The sequence below is a fragment of the Verminephrobacter eiseniae EF01-2 genome (assembly GCF_000015565.1).
Lineage (GTDB): Bacteria > Pseudomonadota > Gammaproteobacteria > Burkholderiales > Burkholderiaceae_C > Acidovorax > Acidovorax eiseniae.
Genome location: NC_008786.1, coordinates 912673 through 930524 on the forward strand (window position 1 = coordinate 912673; position 17852 = coordinate 930524).

General features: G+C 65.7%; 15 protein-coding genes. 5 read left to right on the forward strand and 10 right to left on the reverse strand.

The features are described from left to right. Position 1: 1 nt before the first annotated feature. The 6 genes from VEIS_RS04020 to VEIS_RS04045 form a co-directional block, all read right to left on the reverse strand. The gene (locus VEIS_RS04020; protein ID WP_011808616.1) at positions 2-925 is read right to left on the reverse strand and encodes an ABC transporter permease subunit; all 924 of its coding nucleotides are present in this window, start codon (positions 923-925) and stop codon (positions 2-4) included. A gap of 19 nt (positions 926-944) precedes the next feature. Then, on the reverse strand, positions 945-2075 hold the full coding sequence (locus VEIS_RS04025) for an ABC transporter ATP-binding protein (protein ID WP_011808617.1): 1131 nt from the start codon (positions 2073-2075) through the stop codon (positions 945-947). Positions 2076-2160: 85 nt separating this feature from the next. Beyond that, entirely contained in the window at positions 2161-2298 is a 138-nt protein-coding gene (locus VEIS_RS04030) for a hypothetical protein (RefSeq protein WP_157048392.1), read from the reverse strand. Positions 2299-2404: 106 nt separating this feature from the next. Then, positions 2405-3802, reverse strand: coding sequence for an aspartate aminotransferase family protein (locus tag VEIS_RS04035; protein WP_011808618.1), 1398 nt, complete (start codon positions 3800-3802; stop codon positions 2405-2407). A gap of 46 nt (positions 3803-3848) precedes the next feature. Then, positions 3849-5219 (reverse strand): glutamine synthetase family protein, encoded by a 1371-nt coding sequence (locus VEIS_RS04040; protein WP_011808619.1) that lies wholly within the window; start codon positions 5217-5219, stop codon positions 3849-3851. Positions 5220-5591: 372 nt separating this feature from the next. After that, positions 5592-6905, reverse strand: coding sequence for an NAD(P)/FAD-dependent oxidoreductase (locus VEIS_RS04045; protein ID WP_011808620.1), 1314 nt, complete (start codon positions 6903-6905; stop codon positions 5592-5594). 516 nt (positions 6906-7421) lie between these two features. On the opposite strand from VEIS_RS04045, the gene rplS reads away from it, so the two are divergent. After that, complete coding sequence (gene rplS, locus VEIS_RS04050; RefSeq protein ID WP_011808621.1) at positions 7422-7808, forward strand: 50S ribosomal protein L19; 387 nt, start codon at positions 7422-7424, stop codon at positions 7806-7808. 54 nt (positions 7809-7862) lie between these two features. Here the strand turns inward: rplS and VEIS_RS04055 are convergent, their stop codons facing one another. From VEIS_RS04055 to VEIS_RS04070, 4 genes are read right to left on the reverse strand one after another with little or no spacing between them, the layout of a single operon-like run. Further along, complete coding sequence (locus VEIS_RS04055) at positions 7863-8075, reverse strand: acetyl-CoA carboxylase biotin carboxyl carrier protein subunit (protein ID WP_011808622.1); 213 nt, start codon at positions 8073-8075, stop codon at positions 7863-7865. 18 nt (positions 8076-8093) lie between these two features. Then, positions 8094-10376, reverse strand: a complete 2283-nt coding sequence (locus VEIS_RS04060; RefSeq protein ID WP_041949798.1) for an acetate--CoA ligase family protein — start codon at positions 10374-10376, stop codon at positions 8094-8096. 10 nt (positions 10377-10386) lie between these two features. Next, positions 10387-11538 (reverse strand): tripartite tricarboxylate transporter substrate binding protein, encoded by a 1152-nt coding sequence (locus VEIS_RS04065; RefSeq protein ID WP_011808624.1) that lies wholly within the window; start codon positions 11536-11538, stop codon positions 10387-10389. Positions 11539-11587: 49 nt separating this feature from the next. Beyond that, the gene (locus VEIS_RS04070; protein WP_011808625.1) at positions 11588-13132 is read right to left on the reverse strand and encodes an acyl-CoA carboxylase subunit beta; all 1545 of its coding nucleotides are present in this window, start codon (positions 13130-13132) and stop codon (positions 11588-11590) included. A gap of 214 nt (positions 13133-13346) precedes the next feature. Between VEIS_RS04070 and atzF the strand changes: the two genes are divergently transcribed. From atzF to VEIS_RS04090, 4 genes are read left to right on the forward strand one after another with little or no spacing between them, the layout of a single operon-like run. Then, entirely contained in the window at positions 13347-15077 is a 1731-nt protein-coding gene (gene atzF, locus VEIS_RS04075; protein WP_011808626.1) for an allophanate hydrolase, read from the forward strand. Positions 15078-15112: 35 nt separating this feature from the next. After that, a complete protein-coding gene (locus VEIS_RS04080) occupies positions 15113-16120 on the forward strand; it encodes an ABC transporter substrate-binding protein (protein WP_011808627.1) in 1008 nt (335 codons plus the stop codon). Between the two features lie 4 nt (positions 16121-16124). After that, the gene (locus VEIS_RS04085; protein WP_011808628.1) at positions 16125-16919 is read left to right on the forward strand and encodes an ABC transporter permease; all 795 of its coding nucleotides are present in this window, start codon (positions 16125-16127) and stop codon (positions 16917-16919) included. After that, a complete protein-coding gene (locus VEIS_RS04090; protein ID WP_011808629.1) occupies positions 16916-17737 on the forward strand; it encodes an ABC transporter ATP-binding protein in 822 nt (273 codons plus the stop codon). The genes VEIS_RS04085 and VEIS_RS04090 overlap by 4 nt, the downstream gene beginning before the upstream one ends. The last annotated feature ends 115 nt before the right edge of the window (positions 17738-17852 follow it).

Below are 17852 nucleotides of genomic sequence, written 5' to 3' on the forward strand. Positions count from 1 at the left end.
GTCAGGCTCCCCTGCCGGCTTTGGTTTGGTGCTTATTGAAAATCACCAGCGGGAGCAAGATCAGCAGCACCATGCTGACGGCCACCGCAGAGGCCATGGACCAGTCGTTGTTGCTGAAAAATTCGTCCCAGAGCACGCGCCCTATCATCAGCGTGCCGGGGCCGCCCAGCAGTTCGGGAATCACATACTCCCCCACACTGGGAATGAATACCAGCATGGCGCCGGCAATGATTCCGTTCTTGGACAAAGGCACGGTGACCAGCCAGAATGTCTTGAATGGCGTGGCGCCCAAATCCTTGGCCGCTTCCAGCAAGCGCAGATCCATCTTCACCAGATTGGCATACAGCGGAAGAATCATGAACGGCAGATAGGTATAGACCATGCCCAGCACCATGGAGAAACTGGTGTACATCATTTTGATGGGCTCATCGATCAGGTGCAGCCCCATCAGGACATTGTTGAACACCCCGTTGTCGTCCAGCAGCCCTTTCCACGCATACACCCGCAACAGGTAGGAAGTCCAGAAGGGCAGGGACACCAGCATCAGCAGCGCCGGGCGCACGCTTGCCGGCGAGCGCGCCATGAAATAGGCGAAGGGATAGCCCAGCGCCAGGCAGATGAGTGTGTTGATCAGCGCGAATTTCACCGAGGAAATGTAGGTGTCCACATACAGATCGTCGGTTACCAGAAAAATATAGTTGGCCAGTTTGATCCTGATGTGGATGAACCCGTCGGCATAGCTGCTCAGGGCCATGATCCGCGCCCCGTCCATTTCCGTCAGGCTCAAACGCAGCACCACCAGAAATGGAATGGTGAACAGCAGCGCCAAAAAGAGGTAGGGAATGCCAATCACGCTGTAACGCCCCCAGCGCCTCGTCCGGGGTTTGTCGATGGCGCTGTCGGCAGGGGTTTGATTCACGCCCATGGCAAAAACCCTGCGTGCATCAGGAGGTCAGCACCACCAGGGAATCCGGCGCAAAGCTGGCATAGGCTTCCTCCCCGTCGTTGAGCATCTCGATGTGCCGGTGTTGGTGGGTGATCTGAACCTGTAACTTCCTGCCGCCTGGCAGCAGCATCCGGTACAGGGAAAAACTGCCGAAGTAGCCGCTATCTGAAATCACGCCCTTGAATACATTGCGCGAGGTGTCGGGCGGTGCGGTGCGCGAAAGATTGATTTTCTCGGGCCGCACTGCCACTGCCACAGGCATGCCGCGCGTGCCGGTGATGCCGTGGCCGATATAGAACTTGCCATATTCCGAGGCCACCACGCAGAAATCGGGTTCATCTTCGACCAGTTTGCCGTCAAAGAGATTGACGTTGCCAATGAAGTCGGCAACGAATTTGCAACTGGGGGTTTCGTAAATCTCGTGCGGCTTGCCCACCTGCATGAACTTGCCGGCGCCCATCACGGCGATGCGGTCCGCCATGGTCATGGCCTCCTCTTGGTCGTGCGTCACCAGCACGCAAGTCACCCCCACCTCCTTGATGATGGTGTGCAGCTCGAACTGGGTCTGTTCGCGCAATTTGCGGTCCAGGGCGCCCAGCGGCTCGTCGAGCAACAGCAGCCTGGGGCCCTTGGCCAGGCACCGCGCAAGCGCCACGCGCTGCTGCTGTCCGCCGGACAACTGGTGCGGCTTGCGCTTGGCATAGGGGCCGAGCTGCACGATGTTGAGCATGGCCTGCACCCGAGCGCCAATCTGGCCGGCGGGCATGCCTTCGCGCTTCAGGCCGAAGGCCACGTTCTCCCACACACTCAGATGGGGAAACAGCGCGTAGGACTGGAACATCATGTTGATCGGCCGCTCATACGGCGGCAGGCCGACGATGTCCACGCCTTCGAGGGTGATCTTTCCCGTGGTCGGTGTTTCAAACCCCGCCAGCATGCGCAGCAATGTCGACTTGCCGCAGCCGGAGGAGCCCAGGAGCGCAAAAATCTCCCCTTTGGCAATGTCCACGGACACTTCGTCGACTGCGGCGACTTCGTCGAAGCGCTTGCTCAGTTTGTCGATGCGGACAAACTGCTGATCCGCTGGCGACAATGGGCCTGGGCTGGAGGGATTGGCCATTGCGTTCATCTCTCATTCGTCTCGCCTGGAAAAGTCGTCCTTGCGGGGAAATGTCCCCTGGGGCCCATGGGGACTTGGGTTCACGTCGTCCCGGTCAATGGGCGATGGTGTCGTCGCCAACGTCGTCCGACCCGTTGTAGATGTTCAGCACTTTCCCGTCATCGGCCCGTGCCGTGCTGACAACGACGGTGAGCAAACCTGCCATCGCCAGCCCGCCGAGCAGTCGGTTCAAGAATGTGGCGGCAGAACACGGCTTCAATCGGACCCCCATCTTCATTCGAGAAAGTAAAACCAGGGCGCAGCATACCGGTCTGGCACCTGGCCAAAGCGTGCAATCCTTATGCCAGCCAGCCATTTTTTCGGACATCGGCATAGGTCGAATCGAGGCATTTCACGATCAAAGCCAGCATCTCGTCGATTTGGGCATGGGTCATCGTCAGCGGCGGTGCAATGATCATGCGGTCGCCTACCGCGCGCATGATCAATCCGTTGGCGAAACAATGCCCGCGGCACACCATGCCGACGTTCAGATCGGCCTTGAATTTCTCCCGGGTCTGTGGGTTTCTGACCAGCACCAGCCCACCGACGAATCCGCAGGTCTCGGCCACGCCCACCAGTGGATGGGTTTCGAGTTGCGCAAATGCGCGCGCCAGATACGGGCCAACGTCATCGCGCACGCGGCCTGGCAGGTTCTCGCGCTCCATGATGTCGAGGTTGGCCAAAGCCACGGCGCATGCCACCGGGTGGCCGCTGTAGGTGTAGCCGTGGGTGAACTCTCCACCCTGCTCGATCAACACCTTGGCGACGCGATTGCCCACCATCACGCCGCCCAGCGGGATGTAGCCGCCGGTAATGGCTTTGGCGAAGGTGATCAGGTCGGGTTTGTAGCCGAATTTTTCGTAGCCAAACCAGTGGCCGAGACGGCCAAACGCGCAAATCACTTCATCGCTGATGAGCAAGATTCCATACTTGTCCACGATGCGCTGAATCTCGGGCCAGTAGCTGGCCGGCGGGATGATCACGCCGCCGGCGCCTTGCAATGGTTCGGCAATGAAGGCGGCTACCTTTTCTGCGCCGACTTCGAGAATTTTCGTCTCCAGCCAGCCGGCGGCACGCACGCCGAAGTCTTCTGCGCTTTCGCCCGGGGCGCCGTTTTCAAAGAAATAGGGTTGCCCGATATGGGTGATGCCGGGAATGGGCAAATCGCCCTGCGCGTGCATGTCGCGCATGCCCCCCAGCGATGCGCCCGCCATCGTGCTGCCGTGGTACGCATTCATGCGGCTGATGATGGTTTTGCGCTGGGGCTGGCCCAGCAGGTCCCAGTAGCGGCGCACCATGCGCACATTGGAGTCGTTGCTTTCGCTGCCGCTGCTCGAATAAAAGACATGCTTGAAACTGCGCTCGCCCACATCCGGCGCGAGTGCGGCCAGTTTCGCGGCCAGTTTCGCGGCCGGCACGTTGGTGGTCTGAAAAAAGCTGTTGTAGTAGGGCAGCGTCATCATCTGCTGGCTGGCGGCATCCGCCAGTTCCTTGCGGCCATAGCCCACATTGACGCACCACAGGCCGCTCATTGCGTCGAGCATGCGCCGGTCTTCGGAGTCCCACACGTAAATGTCCTGGGCACGGGTGATGACCCGCGCGCCGCGCGCCTGCAGGTCTTTGAGATCGGTAAAGGGGTGCAGGAAGTGGGCGCTGTCCAGGGCCTGGATCAGCTGGGTATCGACAGCCGTGTGCATTTTTGAATCCCGTTTCAAACGAGCAGGTGTGGTTCAGGGGTGCGGTTCAGACGTGGAGCAACAGGTGCTCACGTTCCCAGGGAGAAATCACTTTCATGAACTCGTCAAACTCCAACTCCTTGATCTCGGAGTAGACCGTGACGAACTCCTTGCCCAGCACTTCGTGCAGGTCGGTTTCCTTGCGCAGCCAGTCCAGCGCCTCGGCCAGACTGCGCGGCAATGCATATGCGCAGAGATAGGCGTCGCCCTTCATCTCCGCCTTGGGCTCGATCTTGTTCATGATCCCCAGATAGCCGCAAGCCAGCGTCATGGCCATTGCCACATAGGGGTTGGCATCGGCGCCAATGACACGGTTTTCCACGCGCCGGGCCGCTGGCGTCGAGATCGGCGAACGGATGCCCACGGTGCGGTTGTCGTAGCCCCATTCGATGTTGATCGGCGCTGCCGTGTTGCGCGACAGGCGGCGATAGCTGTTGACGTAGGGCGCCACCAGCACCATGGCGGCCGGAATGTAGCGCTGCAAGCCGCCGATGTAGTGCATGAACATCGCCGACGGCGTGCCGTCTTCGTTGCTGAACACATTTTTGCCGCTGGCCACGTCCAGCAGACTCTGGTGCACATGCATCGCGCTGCCGGGTTCGCCGGAGATGGGCTTGGCCATGAAGGTGGCATACATGTCATGGCGCAGCGCCGACTCGCGCACCGTGCGTTTGAAGAAGAACACTTCATCGGCCAGGCCCAAGGGCACGTTGTGAAAGAAGTTGATCTCCATTTGTCCGGCACCCACTTCGTGGATCAGGGTGTCTACGTTGAGCTCCATCTTGTCGCTGAAGTCGTAGATTTCTTCAAACAGCGGATCGAATTCGTTCACCGCATCGATGCTGTAGGCTTGGCGCGACGTTTCCGCGCGGCCGCTGCGCCCAATGGGCGGGCGCGGCAGCATGTTCGGGTCGGTATTGCGGGCGGTCAGATAAAACTCCAGTTCGGGCGCGACGATGGGTTGCAGGCCCTGTGCAGCGAAAAGCCCCAGCACCCGGCGCAGCACCGAGCGTGGCGCAAAAGGCACCATGTTGCCTTCGTTGTCGAAGCAGTCGTGGATGACCTGTGCGGTCGGGTCGGTGGCCCACGGCACGATGCGCACGGACGAAGGGTCGGGCCGCAATTGCATGTCCTTGTCGGTAGGGTCGATCACGTCGTAGTAGGGGCCGCTTTGGGGGAATTCGCCGGTCACCCCCATGGCCACGATGGCCTGGGGCAAGCGCATGCCGCGGTCCTCGGTGAATTTGGCGCGGGGCAGAATTTTGCCGCGCGCCACGCCGGTCAAGTCCGGCACCAGACATTCCACTTCGGTCACATGGCGCTCGTTGAGCCACTGCTCCAGATCGTTGAAGTTCATGGGTTTGTTTTTTTCACTCATAAGGCGCTCCTGACTGCTCGGACAGTCTTATCTGCTTTGCTGAACGCGCCAATGGTAAGCCTTATCCCCGCCATTTCCCGGCTGGAAACTCCCATGGCCCGGCGACGGGGATTTTGGCCTTTGGGCCTTTGGGCTGCTGAAATCGATGGCGGGCAAGAGCGCCGGGGGCCGGGCAAGCGCCAGCACGGCGCCATCGATGCGGCATCGGATGGTTTGCCCAAGTTTTGCGCGCAACCGCGCCACCGTCCGGACGCATCGATGTGCGCCATGCCTGCCCCGGCGCGAAGATGGCGCGGGTTGCAACGCATCCAATCCAACGGGCGCGAACCAGGGCGCCGGCCAAGGCACGCCGGGCATGGCGCGGGCAGACGCTCACAGCGCGTCACGCAATGCGTGGTAGGCCATGCCGAGCACCAGCGTGGGGGTGCGCAACCACGGCCCGCCGGGAAATTTGCGGTGTTGCAATCTGGCGAACACATCGAAGCGCTCGGCCTGCCCGGCCAGTGCCTGCGCCACGACGCGCCCGGCCAGGCCGGCCAGCGCCACACCGTGGCCGCTGAAACCTTGCAGGTAATACAGGTTGTCGCCCAGACGGCCAAAGTCCGGGGCGCGGTTCGCGCTGATGTCGACAAAGCCGCCCCACACGAAGTCGATGGGCACGCCCTGCAATGCCGGAAACACCCGCTCCATGCGCCGGGCCATGATCTGCCGCAACTGCGCTGGCGTGCGCGTGGAGTAGCTCACCCGCCCGCCAAACAGCATGCGGTGGTCGGCGCTGAAACGGAAATAGTCCAGAACGAAATTGTTGTCGCACACAGCGGCGTTGCGGGCAATCAGTTGCGCCGGCAACGCCGGCGCAAGCGGCGCGGTGCCGATGATGTAGGTGCCCACCGGCATGATGCGCGGCGCAATCTCGGGGGCCACCTGGGGGCCGTATGCGCTCAGCGTGCAGTTCCCGGCCAGCACGCCAAACTGCGCCACCACGGCGCCCTTGGCCGTGCGCGCCGTCAGCGGCGCGCCTTTGCGCAGTTCCAGCACCGGCGAATGCTCGAAAATCTGCACGCCCAGACTGCGCGCCGCGCGCGCCAGACCCAGGCCGTACTTCAGCGGGTGCAAATGGCCGGAGCGGTTTTCATAGGCCGAGGCGCAATACAGCGGACTCTGGATATGCCGCTGCACATCGGCGCCGCTGGCGAACTCGGTGGCCAGCCCGTAATCGCGCTGCATGGCCTGCATCCGGGCTTGCAGCGCCCGCGCCTTGCGGGCAGAGGTGGCCACATAGAGGTAGCCATCGACCCGGTCGCAATCGATGCCGAATTGCGCGATGCGCTCGTCGATCAGATCCAGCGCTTCCAGCGACATGTCCCAGGCGCGCCGCGCACCATCCGGGCCCAACTGCTGCTCAAACGGCGCCAGGCCGCTGGCATAGCCGACGATGGCCTGGCCGCCATTGCGCCCGGAGGCGCCGCTGCACACCCGATCTGCCTCCAGCAGCGCCACCCTGTAGCCGCGCTGCGCCAACTCGATGGCGCTGGACAGGCCGGCAAAGCCCGCCCCGACCACCAGCACGTCGGCGCGCACCTCGCCTTGCAACGGCGCCGACGCCGGGTCGCGCTGGACACTGGCTTCGTAGTAGCTCTTCTGGTTGAGCTGGGTGTCGGAATCGAGCAAAGAGTCAAACGACATACGCTGTCTCCCCATTCAGGCCGAAGCCTGGGTCATCTGGCCGCACAGCACCTGCGGTGCGCGGCGGGCTTCCTGCGGGGCGAAGGCGCACCCGGGGCCGGTCCGCGACCGCGCCGTCAACGGGCGCGGAGGATACGGGCACGCCCGCACAGGGCGGCCCCTGCGACGCGAGGCGCGCAAGAAAGCGCTCGTGGGTGCGCTTGTGGGTGTGGGTGCGGGTGTATGCCGATATTCCGGGGTGCATGGTGTTCTTTCACTCAGAAACTGCGAAGTTACCGCATCCCGGGCCTGGCGCCAGGGTCCATTCGCGCTCGCAGCACGGCGCAGGCCCTTGCCCTTTGCCCTTTGCCCGGCGCGCCAACCTGCGGCCGTTTGGAAAAGACTTATACTCGCGGGCTTTTCGATCCTCTGGCCGGCCGTTTCGCCCTGCGGCTTTGCTTGCAAAACCGGGGTGAGACCCTGATACGTCAATCCCGACGTTGCCACTTTGGCGCGGACAAGATCGTTGGATGGCAAATGAACCTGATCCAGACCCTGGAAGCGGAAGAAATCGCCCGCTTGAACAAGACCATTCCCGACTTCAGCGCCGGCGACACCGTCATCGTGAATGTGAATGTGGTCGAAGGCAGCCGCAAGCGCGTGCAGGCTTACGAGGGCGTGGTGATCGCCAAGCGCAATCGCGGCCTGAACAGCGGTTTTATCGTGCGCAAGATCTCCAGCGGCGAAGGCGTGGAGCGCACGTTCCAGACCTACAGCCCGCTGATCGCCAGCATCGAGGTCAAGCGCCGTGGCGATGTGCGCCGTGCCAAGCTGTACTACCTGCGCGAGCGCAGCGGCAAGTCGGCCCGCATCAAGGAAAAGCTGCCTGCGCGCACCAAGGCGGCAGCGGCCAGCGCGGCATGAGCCGTTTGCGCTGTTTTCCGGTCTCATTTCCGGCAACCACCGGAAATGAGCCTCTCAGACGAAGGTCGCAACGGCCTGGTCTTCGCTGACCTGCTGGCCTTCGACGACCAGCATTTGGTCGATCACGCCGGCCTCTTCGGCCTCCACCGGTATCTCCATCTTCATCGATTCAACGGTCACGATCACATCGCCGACCGCGACATGCGCGCCCGGCTGTACATGCACTTTGGCGATGACGCCAGAGACGGTCGTTTGGATTGTGCTCATGGATCATTCCCTTCGTTTTCAGTGTGAACGGATGCGCTCGGCGCGCGCCCCGGCGCAGGGGATCACCACCGCATCCACCAGCACCGGCGCCGCCGTGCGCGACACCAGCACCGGGTTGGCGTCTATCGACGAGAATGCGCCCTGCTGCTGCACGAACCATTGGCCCAGCGTGACCAGCATGGCGGCCAGGGCGTGCAGGTCGACGGCAGGCAGTCCTCGCGTGGCCGCAAAGCCGCGCGCGACCCTCAGCCGCGCAATCGCCGCCAGCGCCTGCGCCCGGGTGAACGGCGCCAGCAGAAACTGCATGTCCTGGTAAGCCTCCACCAGCACCCCGCCATGCCCGACCATCACGACCGGCCCGAAGGTCGCGTCCCAATGCGCGCCCACGGCCAGTTCGAAATCGCCGCGCGCTTGCTCGGCCACGAGCAGGCCGCCGAAGTCGGCGCCCAGGCCATCGAGCACGGTCTGGTAGTCGCGCCAGGCCGCGTGCGCTTGCTCAGGCGCGGATACGCCGAGCCGCACCAGGCCGTGCTCTGATTTGTGCGTGATGGCGGCGGACACGCCCTTGAGCACCACCGGCCGCTGCAAGGACTCCAGCGCTGCGGCAATGTCTTCTTGCCTGCGGCAGACCCGATGCCGCACCACCGGCAGGCCGGCCTGCGCGAGCAGCGCTAGTGTCGCGTCACCGATCATCTGTCGGTCTGCGCTGGCCATCGAAGCGCATCGCGGCGTTGCATCGCTTGCCAATACGCTCGGTATTGGCTGCGCGATGCGCCTTGCGCTGCGCTCCGATGGCTGCGCGCAGCCTACGACATCTGATCCGTGACGCGACACTAGGCTGGCCGGCTCGTCCCAGGCTGCGCCGCCTGCCGCTCCTGTCACCGGCAGACCTGCTGCGGCCCCGGCGCAGCCGGCAGATTCGGCGCCCGCCCGGAGCGCCGCGCGCCCTTCTTCGTAGCCCGCCAGCAAGGCCAGGCCGCGAATGGCGCGAAATTCGCTGCCGAACACTGGCAGGCCGCAAGTGCGGAACGCGCGCGCCACCCCATCTTGCACGGCGCCGACGGCCACCGGCAGGCCGGTGGCGGCAACGAAGTCCATGGTTTGCCGGGCGAAGTACGACATGTCATAGCCTTCGCCGCCGACCGGAAAGCCCACGAAAACGCCATGCGCGGCGCCGCTGTCGGCCACGGTGCGCAAGGCGTCGCCGTAGATGCCCGGCTGCCCGAGCAGCGCCGTCGTCATGTCGATCGGGTTGCGCACCGCGACATACGCTGGCAGCACTGCCCGCAGCGCCTGCGCATGGCTTGGTGTGAATTCGGCCGACAGCATGTCGTTTTGTTCGATCGCGTCGGCGGCCAGCACGCAGGTCGCGCCGGAGTTGCTGAGCGCCACGAGCTTGCGGCCCCGGGGGCGTTCGCGCCGCTCGAACAACTGCGCATATTCCACCAGTTCGTCGAAATCGCGCACACGGACGATGTTGTGTTGGCGCAGAAAGGCTTCGGCCAACGCATCTTCGCTGGCCAGCGCGCCGGTGTGCGAGCTGGCCGTGGCCTGCCCGGCCGGTGTGCGCGCGGCCTTTACGGCCAGGATCGGCACATCGCGCCGGGCCGACAGCGTTGCGGCTTCGGCCAGCAGCCCGGTATCGCGCAAGGCTTCGGCATACATCAGGATCAGGCGCAGCGACGGGTCTTCGAGCAGGCCCCGCACGGCGCGCGCCACATTCACGCCGGCCTCATTGCCCGTGGCCACCATGTAGCGCACGCCCAGGCCCTGGCGGCGCAGTCCGCCATACAGGATGCCCGCGCCGGCGCCGCTCTGGCTGACGATGGCGATGGCGCCGTCCTGCGGGGCGCACTCGTTGATCATCGTGGAAAAGTTCAGCACGGCGCCGGTCTGAAAGTTCGCAACGCCCTGCGTATTCGGGCCTATCAGTCTGAGACCGGCTGCGCTGGCCCGCCGCACCAGCGCCTGCTGCGCGGCAAGCCCGGCTGCGCCCAGTTCCGCAAAGCCCGACGAGTAGATCACCGCGCAGCGCGCACCGGCCGCTATGCATTGCGCCAGCGCAGCATCGACCTGGCTGCCGGCCAGACTGATGACCACCAGATCGGGCGCCTGCGGCAGATCAGCCAAACTGGCGTAGCAAGGCAGGCCCTGCACCTCGGTGCGCCGGGGGTTGACCGGGTAGATGTCGTCCTGAAAGCCGTAGCGGCGCATGTAGGCAATCGGCCGGCCGCCGGCCTTGACGGGGTTTTCGGAAGCGCCGAGCACGGCGACACGGCGCGGCGTCAGCAGTTGCAGCATGGATGTCGCTTCAGTCAACGCTCACTCCTGCCCGGGCCACGGTGTTTTTCCATTTGCCCAGTTCGCTCGCCACGAAGGCGGCGTATTGCTTTTGGTCCATGTCACCGGGGTCGGCGCCATTGTCCTTGAACCACGGGCGCGCTGCGGCGCTGTTGACGCTGGCGCGCGCCAGCGCGTTCAGGCGTTCGGCGATGGCGCTCGGCAGATGGGCCGGGCCGTAGAAGCCGATCCAGGTGATGGCCTGGTAGCCGGGCAGGCCCTGCTCGGCAATGGTCGGAACCTCGGGCAGCGCGCCGCTGCGGGTCGCAGAGGTCACGCCTAGTGTCGCGTCACCGATCATCTGTCGGTCTGCGCTGGCCATCGAAGCGCATCGCGGCGTTGCATCGCTTGCCAATACGCTCGGTATTGGCCGCGCGATGCGCCTTGCGCTGCGCTCCGATGGCTGCGCGCAGCCTACGACATCTGATCCGTGACGCGACACTAGCGCCTTGACGCGGCCGTCGCGGACATACGGCGCCATCGTCATCACGTCATGAAACAGCGCCGGTATCTGGCCGGCGAGCAGGTCGGCAAGCGCCGGCGCGGCGCCCTTGTACGGCACATGGGTCATCGGAATGCCGGCTTCGAGCCGGAGCAGTTCGCCCGACAAATGGGTGGCCCCGCCAATGCTGGAGGAGCCGAACATGCTGCCGCCGGGCTGCTTTCTGGCGTAGGCAATGAACTCGGAAAGGTTCGCGGCCGGAACGTCCTTGTGCACCACCAGCACATTCGGCGTGCTGGCCAGCAGCGCCAGCGGTGTGAAACCGCTGCGGGTGTCATACGGCAGCTTGCCACGCAAGGCCGGGTTGATCACATGATGGGTGGCCGAGACCAGCAAGGTGTAGCCATCGGGCGCGGCCCGGTGCACATGTTCGGTGCCGATCTGCCCGCTCGCACCGGCCCGGTTGTCCACCACCACCGACTGCCCGAGCGCGTGTTGCAAGTCCTTGGCCATGCGGCGCGCGACCACATCCGTCATGCCGCCCGGCGGAAAGGGCACGACCAGGGTGATGGGCCGGCTTGGCCATGGCGCCGCCTCGGCCGCCAGCGCGGGCGCGCTGCCCAGGCACGCCACGATGGCGGCGGCGCCGAGCTGCGCAAAATGGCGTCTGCACTGCCACATGGTTGCTGCCTGCTGCTGTCCGGCAAAACGGCCGCCCGACAGGCACTCCTCAGGGCCGGATGCCAAACGCTTGCTGGCCGGGCTGGCGCAAGCGCGCGGCCAGATGGACAAAGTCGAGCAGGCGCGCGCGCGTCTCGCGCGGGTCGATGATGTCTTCGATGACGAAGGCTTCGGCGCTGCGGAATGGCGACGTCAGGCGGCGCAGCCGCTGCTCGATCTCGGCGCGCTTGCGCCCGGGGTCTTGGGCCGCTTCGATCTCGGCCTTGTAGGCGACATCCAGGCCGCCTTCTATCGGCAGCGAGCCCCAGTTGGCCGAGGGCCATGCGTAGCGCCAATTGTGCCGCCCCATATGCTGGTGGCCGGCGGCGGCCACGCCGTAGGCGCGGCGCACGATGATCGAGCACCATGGCACCGTCGTCTGATAAATCGCGGCCAGCGCGCGCACGCCAGAGCGCATCACGCCGGATTTCTCGGCATCGACCCCGATCTGAAAGCCCGCGACATCGACCAGGTTGACCACCGGCAAATGAAATACCTGCGCCAGGTCGACGAAGCGGATCAGCTTGTCTGAGGTGGCGCGGTCCCAGCCGCCGCCGTAGTGGTACGGATCGCTGGCCAACACGGCCACCGGCCAACCGTCGATGCGGGCCAGCCCGGTCGCCAGCGCGCGCCCCCATTTGCCGCCGAGCTCCATGAACGAGTCCGGGTCCACCAGCGTCTGCACGATGGGGCGGATTTTGTAGACCGAACGCGCATCGCGCGGAATGGCCGCCAGCAGCCATTGCTGGTCGGCGCTTGCCGCCGGCGCAGCGCCGCGCGGCGGCAACTCGAAGACCGAGGTCGGCAGGTACGAAAGAAAGCGCCGGGCACGCGCAAAGGCCTCGGCCTCGGTGTCGACCTCATCGTCGACCACCCCGTTGCGCGTGTGGATCTGGCTGCCGCCCAATTCATTCTTGCTGACCTGCTGGCCGATATGCGCGACGATCGGCGGGCCGGCGTTGAACAACTGGGACAGGCCCTTGACCATCACCGAGTAATGGCTGGCAGCCACGCGCGCCGCACCCATGCCGGCCACCGAGCCGAGCGCCAGCGAAACCACCGGCACCAGCGACATGTTCTCGACCACATGCTGCCAGACCCGCATTTCGGGCAGCAGGGTGTGGCCCTTGGTCTCTATGTTGCGCACCGAGCCGCCACCGCCGGTGCCATCGACCAGCCGGACGACGGGCAGGCGCAGATCGCCGGCCATGCGCTCGGCATGGACCAGTTTGTCGCCCACCGCGCCGTCATTGGCCCCGCCGCGCACGGTGAAGTCGTCGCCCATCAGCACCACCGGGCGGGCGTCGATCTGCGCGTGGCCGATCACCAGATTCGAGGGCCGCAGGCCGGCGATCTTGCCGTCCGCGTCGTACTGGCCGCTGCCGGCGAGCGCGCCGATTTCCTGGAACGAGCCCGGATCGGCGATGGCCTCGATCCGTTCGCGCACCGTCAGCTTGCCGGCGTCTTTGTGCCGCTGCACTTTCTCGGCGCCGCCCATTTGCTGCGCGAGCTGCTTGCGCCATTGCAGCTCGTCGACTTCGGGTTGCCAGGACATGCAGACCTCTTTCTTGATGATTTGCGGCAGAAAGCGCATTTTGCACGCACAGCCACGGCGCACGGGGTACGGGGCGGGGTACGGGGCAGGCGGCACTCGGGGCACTGGCGGCACTGGCGGCGCACTGCAATCGGGAGCGATTGGCTGGCGCAGCTCTTGCAGTGGTGGCTGGGATACAAGATGGTACTCCAACATACGGGACGGACCCCCTACCATGGTGCAAGACGGATCAGGCGCCCCGCAGGCCTGGATAGAACGCTTCGCGCAGCCCCTGGCAGGCCGCAGCACCGGCCCGCTGGCCGGGCTGCGCTTTGCCATCAAGGACAACATCGACGCACTGGGCTGGCCCACCACCGCCGCCTGCCCGGAGTTTGCCTACCGGCCCCGGGAGCACGCCACAGTGGTGCGCAAGCTGCTCGACGCTGGTGCAAGCCTGGTGGGCAAAACCAACCTCGACCAGTTTGCCTGCGGCCTCAACGGCACGCGCTCGCCCTACGGGGCGGTGCCGAATGCGTTTCATGCCGACTATGTGTCGGGCGGCTCCAGTTCCGGCTCGGCCTATGTGGTGGCCACCGGCCAGGTCGACTTCGCCCTGGGCACCGACACCGCCGGCTCGGGCCGCGTGCCGGCCGGGCTGAACAACATCGTCGGCATCAAGCCCAGCCGGGGGTTGCTGAGCGCGCGCGGCGTCGTGCCGGCGGCGCAGAGTGTCGACTGCGTGTCCATCTTCGCGCGCACGGTGGCCATGGCCGCCCGCGTGCTGCAGGTGGCGCAGGGGCCGGACGCGCAAGACCCGTATTCGCGCACGCTGCAACTGGCCAGCCAGCCCTTCGGCCACCGCTTTCGCTTTGGCCTGCCCGACCCGCTGGAGTTCTTTGGCGACCAGGCGGCGCAGGCCGCTTTTGCCCAGGCGGTGCAGCGCCTGAGCGCCATCGGCGGCGTGGCCGTGGCGCTCGATTACCGCCCGCTGGCGCAGGCCGCCGCGCTGCTGTATGAGAGCGCCCTGGTGGCCGAGCGCTACGCCGCCCTGCGCCCGTTCTTCGATGCCCATGAAGACCGGGTGATGGAGCCGGTGCGCAGCATCATCGCCCGGGGTCGCGGCTTCGGCGCAGCCGATCTGTGCGCCGCGCAGACGCAGTTGCAGGCCTGCGCACAGCAGGCACGCGCGCTGTGGGCCGGCATGGATGTGCTGCTGGTGCCCACCGCCCCCACCCACTACACCATTGCCGCGATGCAGGCCGACCCGGTGGCGCTGAACAGCCACCTGGGCCAGTACACGAACTTCGTCAACCTGCTCGACTACGCCGCGATTGCGGTGCCCAGCAGCATCCGCCCCGACGGCCTGCCCTTTGGCATCACCCTCATCGGCCCCTGCGGCAGCGACTGGCCGCTGGCCGAACTGGGCCAGCGCTACCACCATGCCAGCGGCATGTTGCAGGGGGCGCTGTCCCTGCCTCTGCCGGCGCCGCAGGCGCTGGCAGGGATGCAGGCGCTGGCAGACATGCCGGCACCGGCACCCGTGGCACCGGCAGGCCGGGCCGATGACACCCCGCACATGCGGCTGGCCGTGGTCGGCGCCCATTTGTCGGGCATGCCGCTCGATGCCCAGTTGATCGAGCGCGGCGCCCGCCTGCTGCAGGCCACCAGCACCGCCCCCAGCTACCGCCTGTATGCGCTGCCCGGCAGCGTGCCGCCCAAGCCGGGTCTGCGCCGTGTGGCCACCGGCGGTGCCGCCATCGCGCTGGAGCTGTGGGACATGCCGCAGGCGCAGATGGGCAGCTTTTTGGCGCTGATCCCGCCGCCGCTGGGTCTGGGCCAGGTGGAACTGGCCGATGGCAGTTGGGCCACCGGCTTCATCTGTGAAGGCTACGCGCTGCACGCCGCGCAGGACATCACCGGACACGGCGGCTGGCGCGCTTATCTGGCGGCGTGCAAGCCCGCCTGAACCACAAGACTTCGCCACCCCCACAGGAAAAACCCATGCCCTTCGACGACGCCCCGTCCACAGCCGCCGCCCGCCGCCGCCAACTGCTGCGCCAGGGCGTCGCCACGCTGGGGGTGCTGGCCGTGCCCGCCATCGTGCGCGCCCGCAGCGCGGCCAGGATTCGCATCGGCTACTGGCCCGTGGCTGCGGGCCTGCCCTTTTACGCCGCAGTGGAAAAGGGTTACTTCAACGAAGCCGGGCTGGATGTGGCGCCGCTCAAGTTCGCCAGCGCCCAGCAGGTGATGGAGGCCATGCTGGCCGGCCGCTGCGACGGCAGTGCCAACGGCACCGGCTCGGGCAACCTGGGGGTGGGCGCGCTGGCTTCGCCCGGGCTGTTCAAGATCATTGCCACCAACCCGAGCAACGCCCGGCATGTGCTCGATGAGTTTCTGGTGCCCAAGGACAGCCCGGTCAAGACCATCGCCGAGCTCAAGGGCAAGCGCATTGCCTGCGGCCCCGGCATACAGAACAAGACACTGGCCGGCGCCGTGCTGGAGCGCGCCGGCGCCGGCGGCACCCGCGTGATCGAGTTGCCGATAGGCCAGCATCTGGCGGCGCTGGCAGCCGGCCAGGTCGATGCGGTCTACACGCTCGAGCCTACCGGCACCGTGGGCCGGCTCAACGGCAGCGCCCGCATTCTGGAAGCCGGTGTGATTGCCAAGTACATCCTGGGCGACGCGCAGGCGCCCTGGCATGGCGGCGCGGCCACGCTGACCACCGAGTTCATCGGCAAGCACCCGGCAGAAGCCAGAAAGTACATCGCCGCCTACGCCCGTGGCATCGCGCTGGTGCGCACCCGGCCGGACGAGGCGCGCCAGCACCTGACGGGCTACACCGCCATCGAAGGCCCGCTGACGGCCGCCGTGCCGCTGGCCTCGTACATGCTCTACGACGAGTTCCGGCCGGCCGACATTGCCGCCTTTCAGAAGTTCTTCGACCTCTTTACCGACAAGGGGGTGTTCGACAAGCGGCTCGACGTGTCCGCCCTGCTGTTCAAGGACTGACGCCATGGACAGCCGTGCACGCCTTGCCGCTGCGCCGCCCAGACGCCTGCCCTGGGGCCGCTTGCTGCCCTGCATCGGGCCGGTGGCGCTGTTCGTCGCGTGGGACATCGTGGTGCGCACCGGCATGATCCGCGCCATCTTGCTGCCGCCCCCTGCGGCCACCGTGACCACGCTGGTCACCGGCCTGCTGGGCGGGGCGCTGCTGACCGACTTTTTGTTCACGGTGTGGCGCACGCTACAGGCTTTTGGCGTGGCGGCCGTGGTCGGCGTGCCGCTGGGCGTGCTGCTGGGCAGCAACGAGAAGGCTTACCGCAGCGTCGAGTTTCTGATCGACTTTTTCCGCTCCACGCCCAGTTCCGCGCTGATCCCGCTGTTTTTGCTGATCTTTGGCGTGTCGGACATCAACAAGGTGGCCATCGCCGCCTTTGGCTCCTTGCTGATCGTGATCTTCAACAGCGCTTATGGCGTGATCAATGCGCGCCGGCAGCGCATCATGGCGGCCAAGGTGATGGGGGCTTCGCGCTGGCAGATCTTCAAGGACGTGCTGATCCGGGAAAGCCTGCAACCGAGCTTCGTCGGGCTGCGCTCGGCGGTGTCGATGGCGCTGGTGATCGTGGTCGTTGCCGAGATGTTCATTGGCTCGGACAACGGTCTGGGCCATCGCATCATCGACGCGCAGCAGGTGCTCAACGTCAAGACCATGTACGCCGCCATCCTGGCTGCGGGCATGCTGGGCTATGCGCTGAACGTGCTGTTCCTGGTGCTCGAGCGCCGCATCGTTCATTGGAGCGGACGATGACGCAGGTCCTCCATGGCCCGATGTACGCCGACATACCCGCGCCGGTGTTCACGCCCGGCCCGCAGGGCACGCAGATCACGGTGCGCGGGCTGACCAAGTACTTTGCCGGCTGGCCGCTGTACGAGAACTTCGACCTGAACATCCCCAAGCAAAAGATCACCTCGGTGTTCGGCCCGAACGGCTGCGGCAAGTCGACGCTGATCAACATGATCGCCGGGCTGGTGCCGATCGACAGCGGAGAAATCCTGTTCGACGGCAAGTCGCTCGAGGACACCAAAATCGGCTACGTGTTCCAGAACTACCGCGAGGCGCTGTTTCCGTGGCTGCGCACCATCGACAACATTGCCTACCCGCTCAAGCTCGAAGGCCGCTCCAAGGCCCAGGTCGACCGCCGCATGGCCGAGTTGGTGGCTTCGTTCGACGTGAAGTTCGACCTGAACCGCTTTCCCTACGAACTATCGGGCGGGCAACAGCAGACCGCGTCCATCATGCGCGCGCTGGCGCCCCATCCCGAGGTGCTGTTCCTCGACGAGCCGTTTTCGGCGCTGGACTTCGAGATGACGCTGTTCATCCGCGAGAAGTTGCAGCAGGTGTTCATGCAGACCGGCACCACCATGCTGCTGGTCTCGCACGATCTGGAAGAGGCCGTGTACCTGGCCGACGAGGTACTGCTGCTGACCAAGCGCCCGACCCGGGTGGCCGAGATTTTGCGCTACGCCGCGCCGCGCCCGCGCACGCTGGAGACGCTCAGCGCGCCGGACTTCATACAGACCAGGAAGCTGAGCCTGGAGATCTTCCAGCGCGAAGTGCGGCGCTGACCGGCGCCGGCATCCTGATACGGCCATCGACTGGCAAAGACGCCCGCATGTGGCAAAGCCGCGAACGCTGCGCGCGCCAGCCGCACACCGGGTGCGCGGCGTCCGGCGGCGGCGG

What these genes read in the sequence shown, in the direction of transcription:
- VEIS_RS04020 (WP_011808616.1), bottom strand. Translation starts at nt 925, where the DNA reads ATGGGCGTGAATCAAACCCCTGCCGACAGCGCCATCGACAAACCCCGG.
- VEIS_RS04025 (WP_011808617.1), bottom strand. Translation starts at nt 2,075, where the DNA reads ATGAACGCAATGGCCAATCCCTCCAGCCCAGGCCCATTGTCGCCAGCG.
- VEIS_RS04035 (WP_011808618.1), bottom strand. Translation starts at nt 3,802, where the DNA reads ATGCACACGGCTGTCGATACCCAGCTGATCCAGGCCCTGGACAGCGCC.
- VEIS_RS04040 (WP_011808619.1), bottom strand. Translation starts at nt 5,219, where the DNA reads ATGAGTGAAAAAAACAAACCCATGAACTTCAACGATCTGGAGCAGTGG.
- VEIS_RS04045 (WP_011808620.1), bottom strand. Translation starts at nt 6,905, where the DNA reads ATGTCGTTTGACTCTTTGCTCGATTCCGACACCCAGCTCAACCAGAAG.
- rplS (WP_011808621.1), top strand. Translation starts at nt 7,422, where the DNA reads ATGAACCTGATCCAGACCCTGGAAGCGGAAGAAATCGCCCGCTTGAAC.
- VEIS_RS04055 (WP_011808622.1), bottom strand. Translation starts at nt 8,075, where the DNA reads ATGAGCACAATCCAAACGACCGTCTCTGGCGTCATCGCCAAAGTGCAT.
- VEIS_RS04060 (WP_041949798.1), bottom strand. Translation starts at nt 10,376, where the DNA reads ATGCTGCAACTGCTGACGCCGCGCCGTGTCGCCGTGCTCGGCGCTTCC.
- VEIS_RS04065 (WP_011808624.1), bottom strand. Translation starts at nt 11,538, where the DNA reads ATGTGGCAGTGCAGACGCCATTTTGCGCAGCTCGGCGCCGCCGCCATC.
- VEIS_RS04070 (WP_011808625.1), bottom strand. Translation starts at nt 13,132, where the DNA reads ATGTCCTGGCAACCCGAAGTCGACGAGCTGCAATGGCGCAAGCAGCTC.
- atzF (WP_011808626.1), top strand. Translation starts at nt 13,347, where the DNA reads ATGGTGCAAGACGGATCAGGCGCCCCGCAGGCCTGGATAGAACGCTTC.
- VEIS_RS04080 (WP_011808627.1), top strand. Translation starts at nt 15,113, where the DNA reads ATGCCCTTCGACGACGCCCCGTCCACAGCCGCCGCCCGCCGCCGCCAA.
- VEIS_RS04085 (WP_011808628.1), top strand. Translation starts at nt 16,125, where the DNA reads ATGGACAGCCGTGCACGCCTTGCCGCTGCGCCGCCCAGACGCCTGCCC.
- VEIS_RS04090 (WP_011808629.1), top strand. Translation starts at nt 16,916, where the DNA reads ATGACGCAGGTCCTCCATGGCCCGATGTACGCCGACATACCCGCGCCG.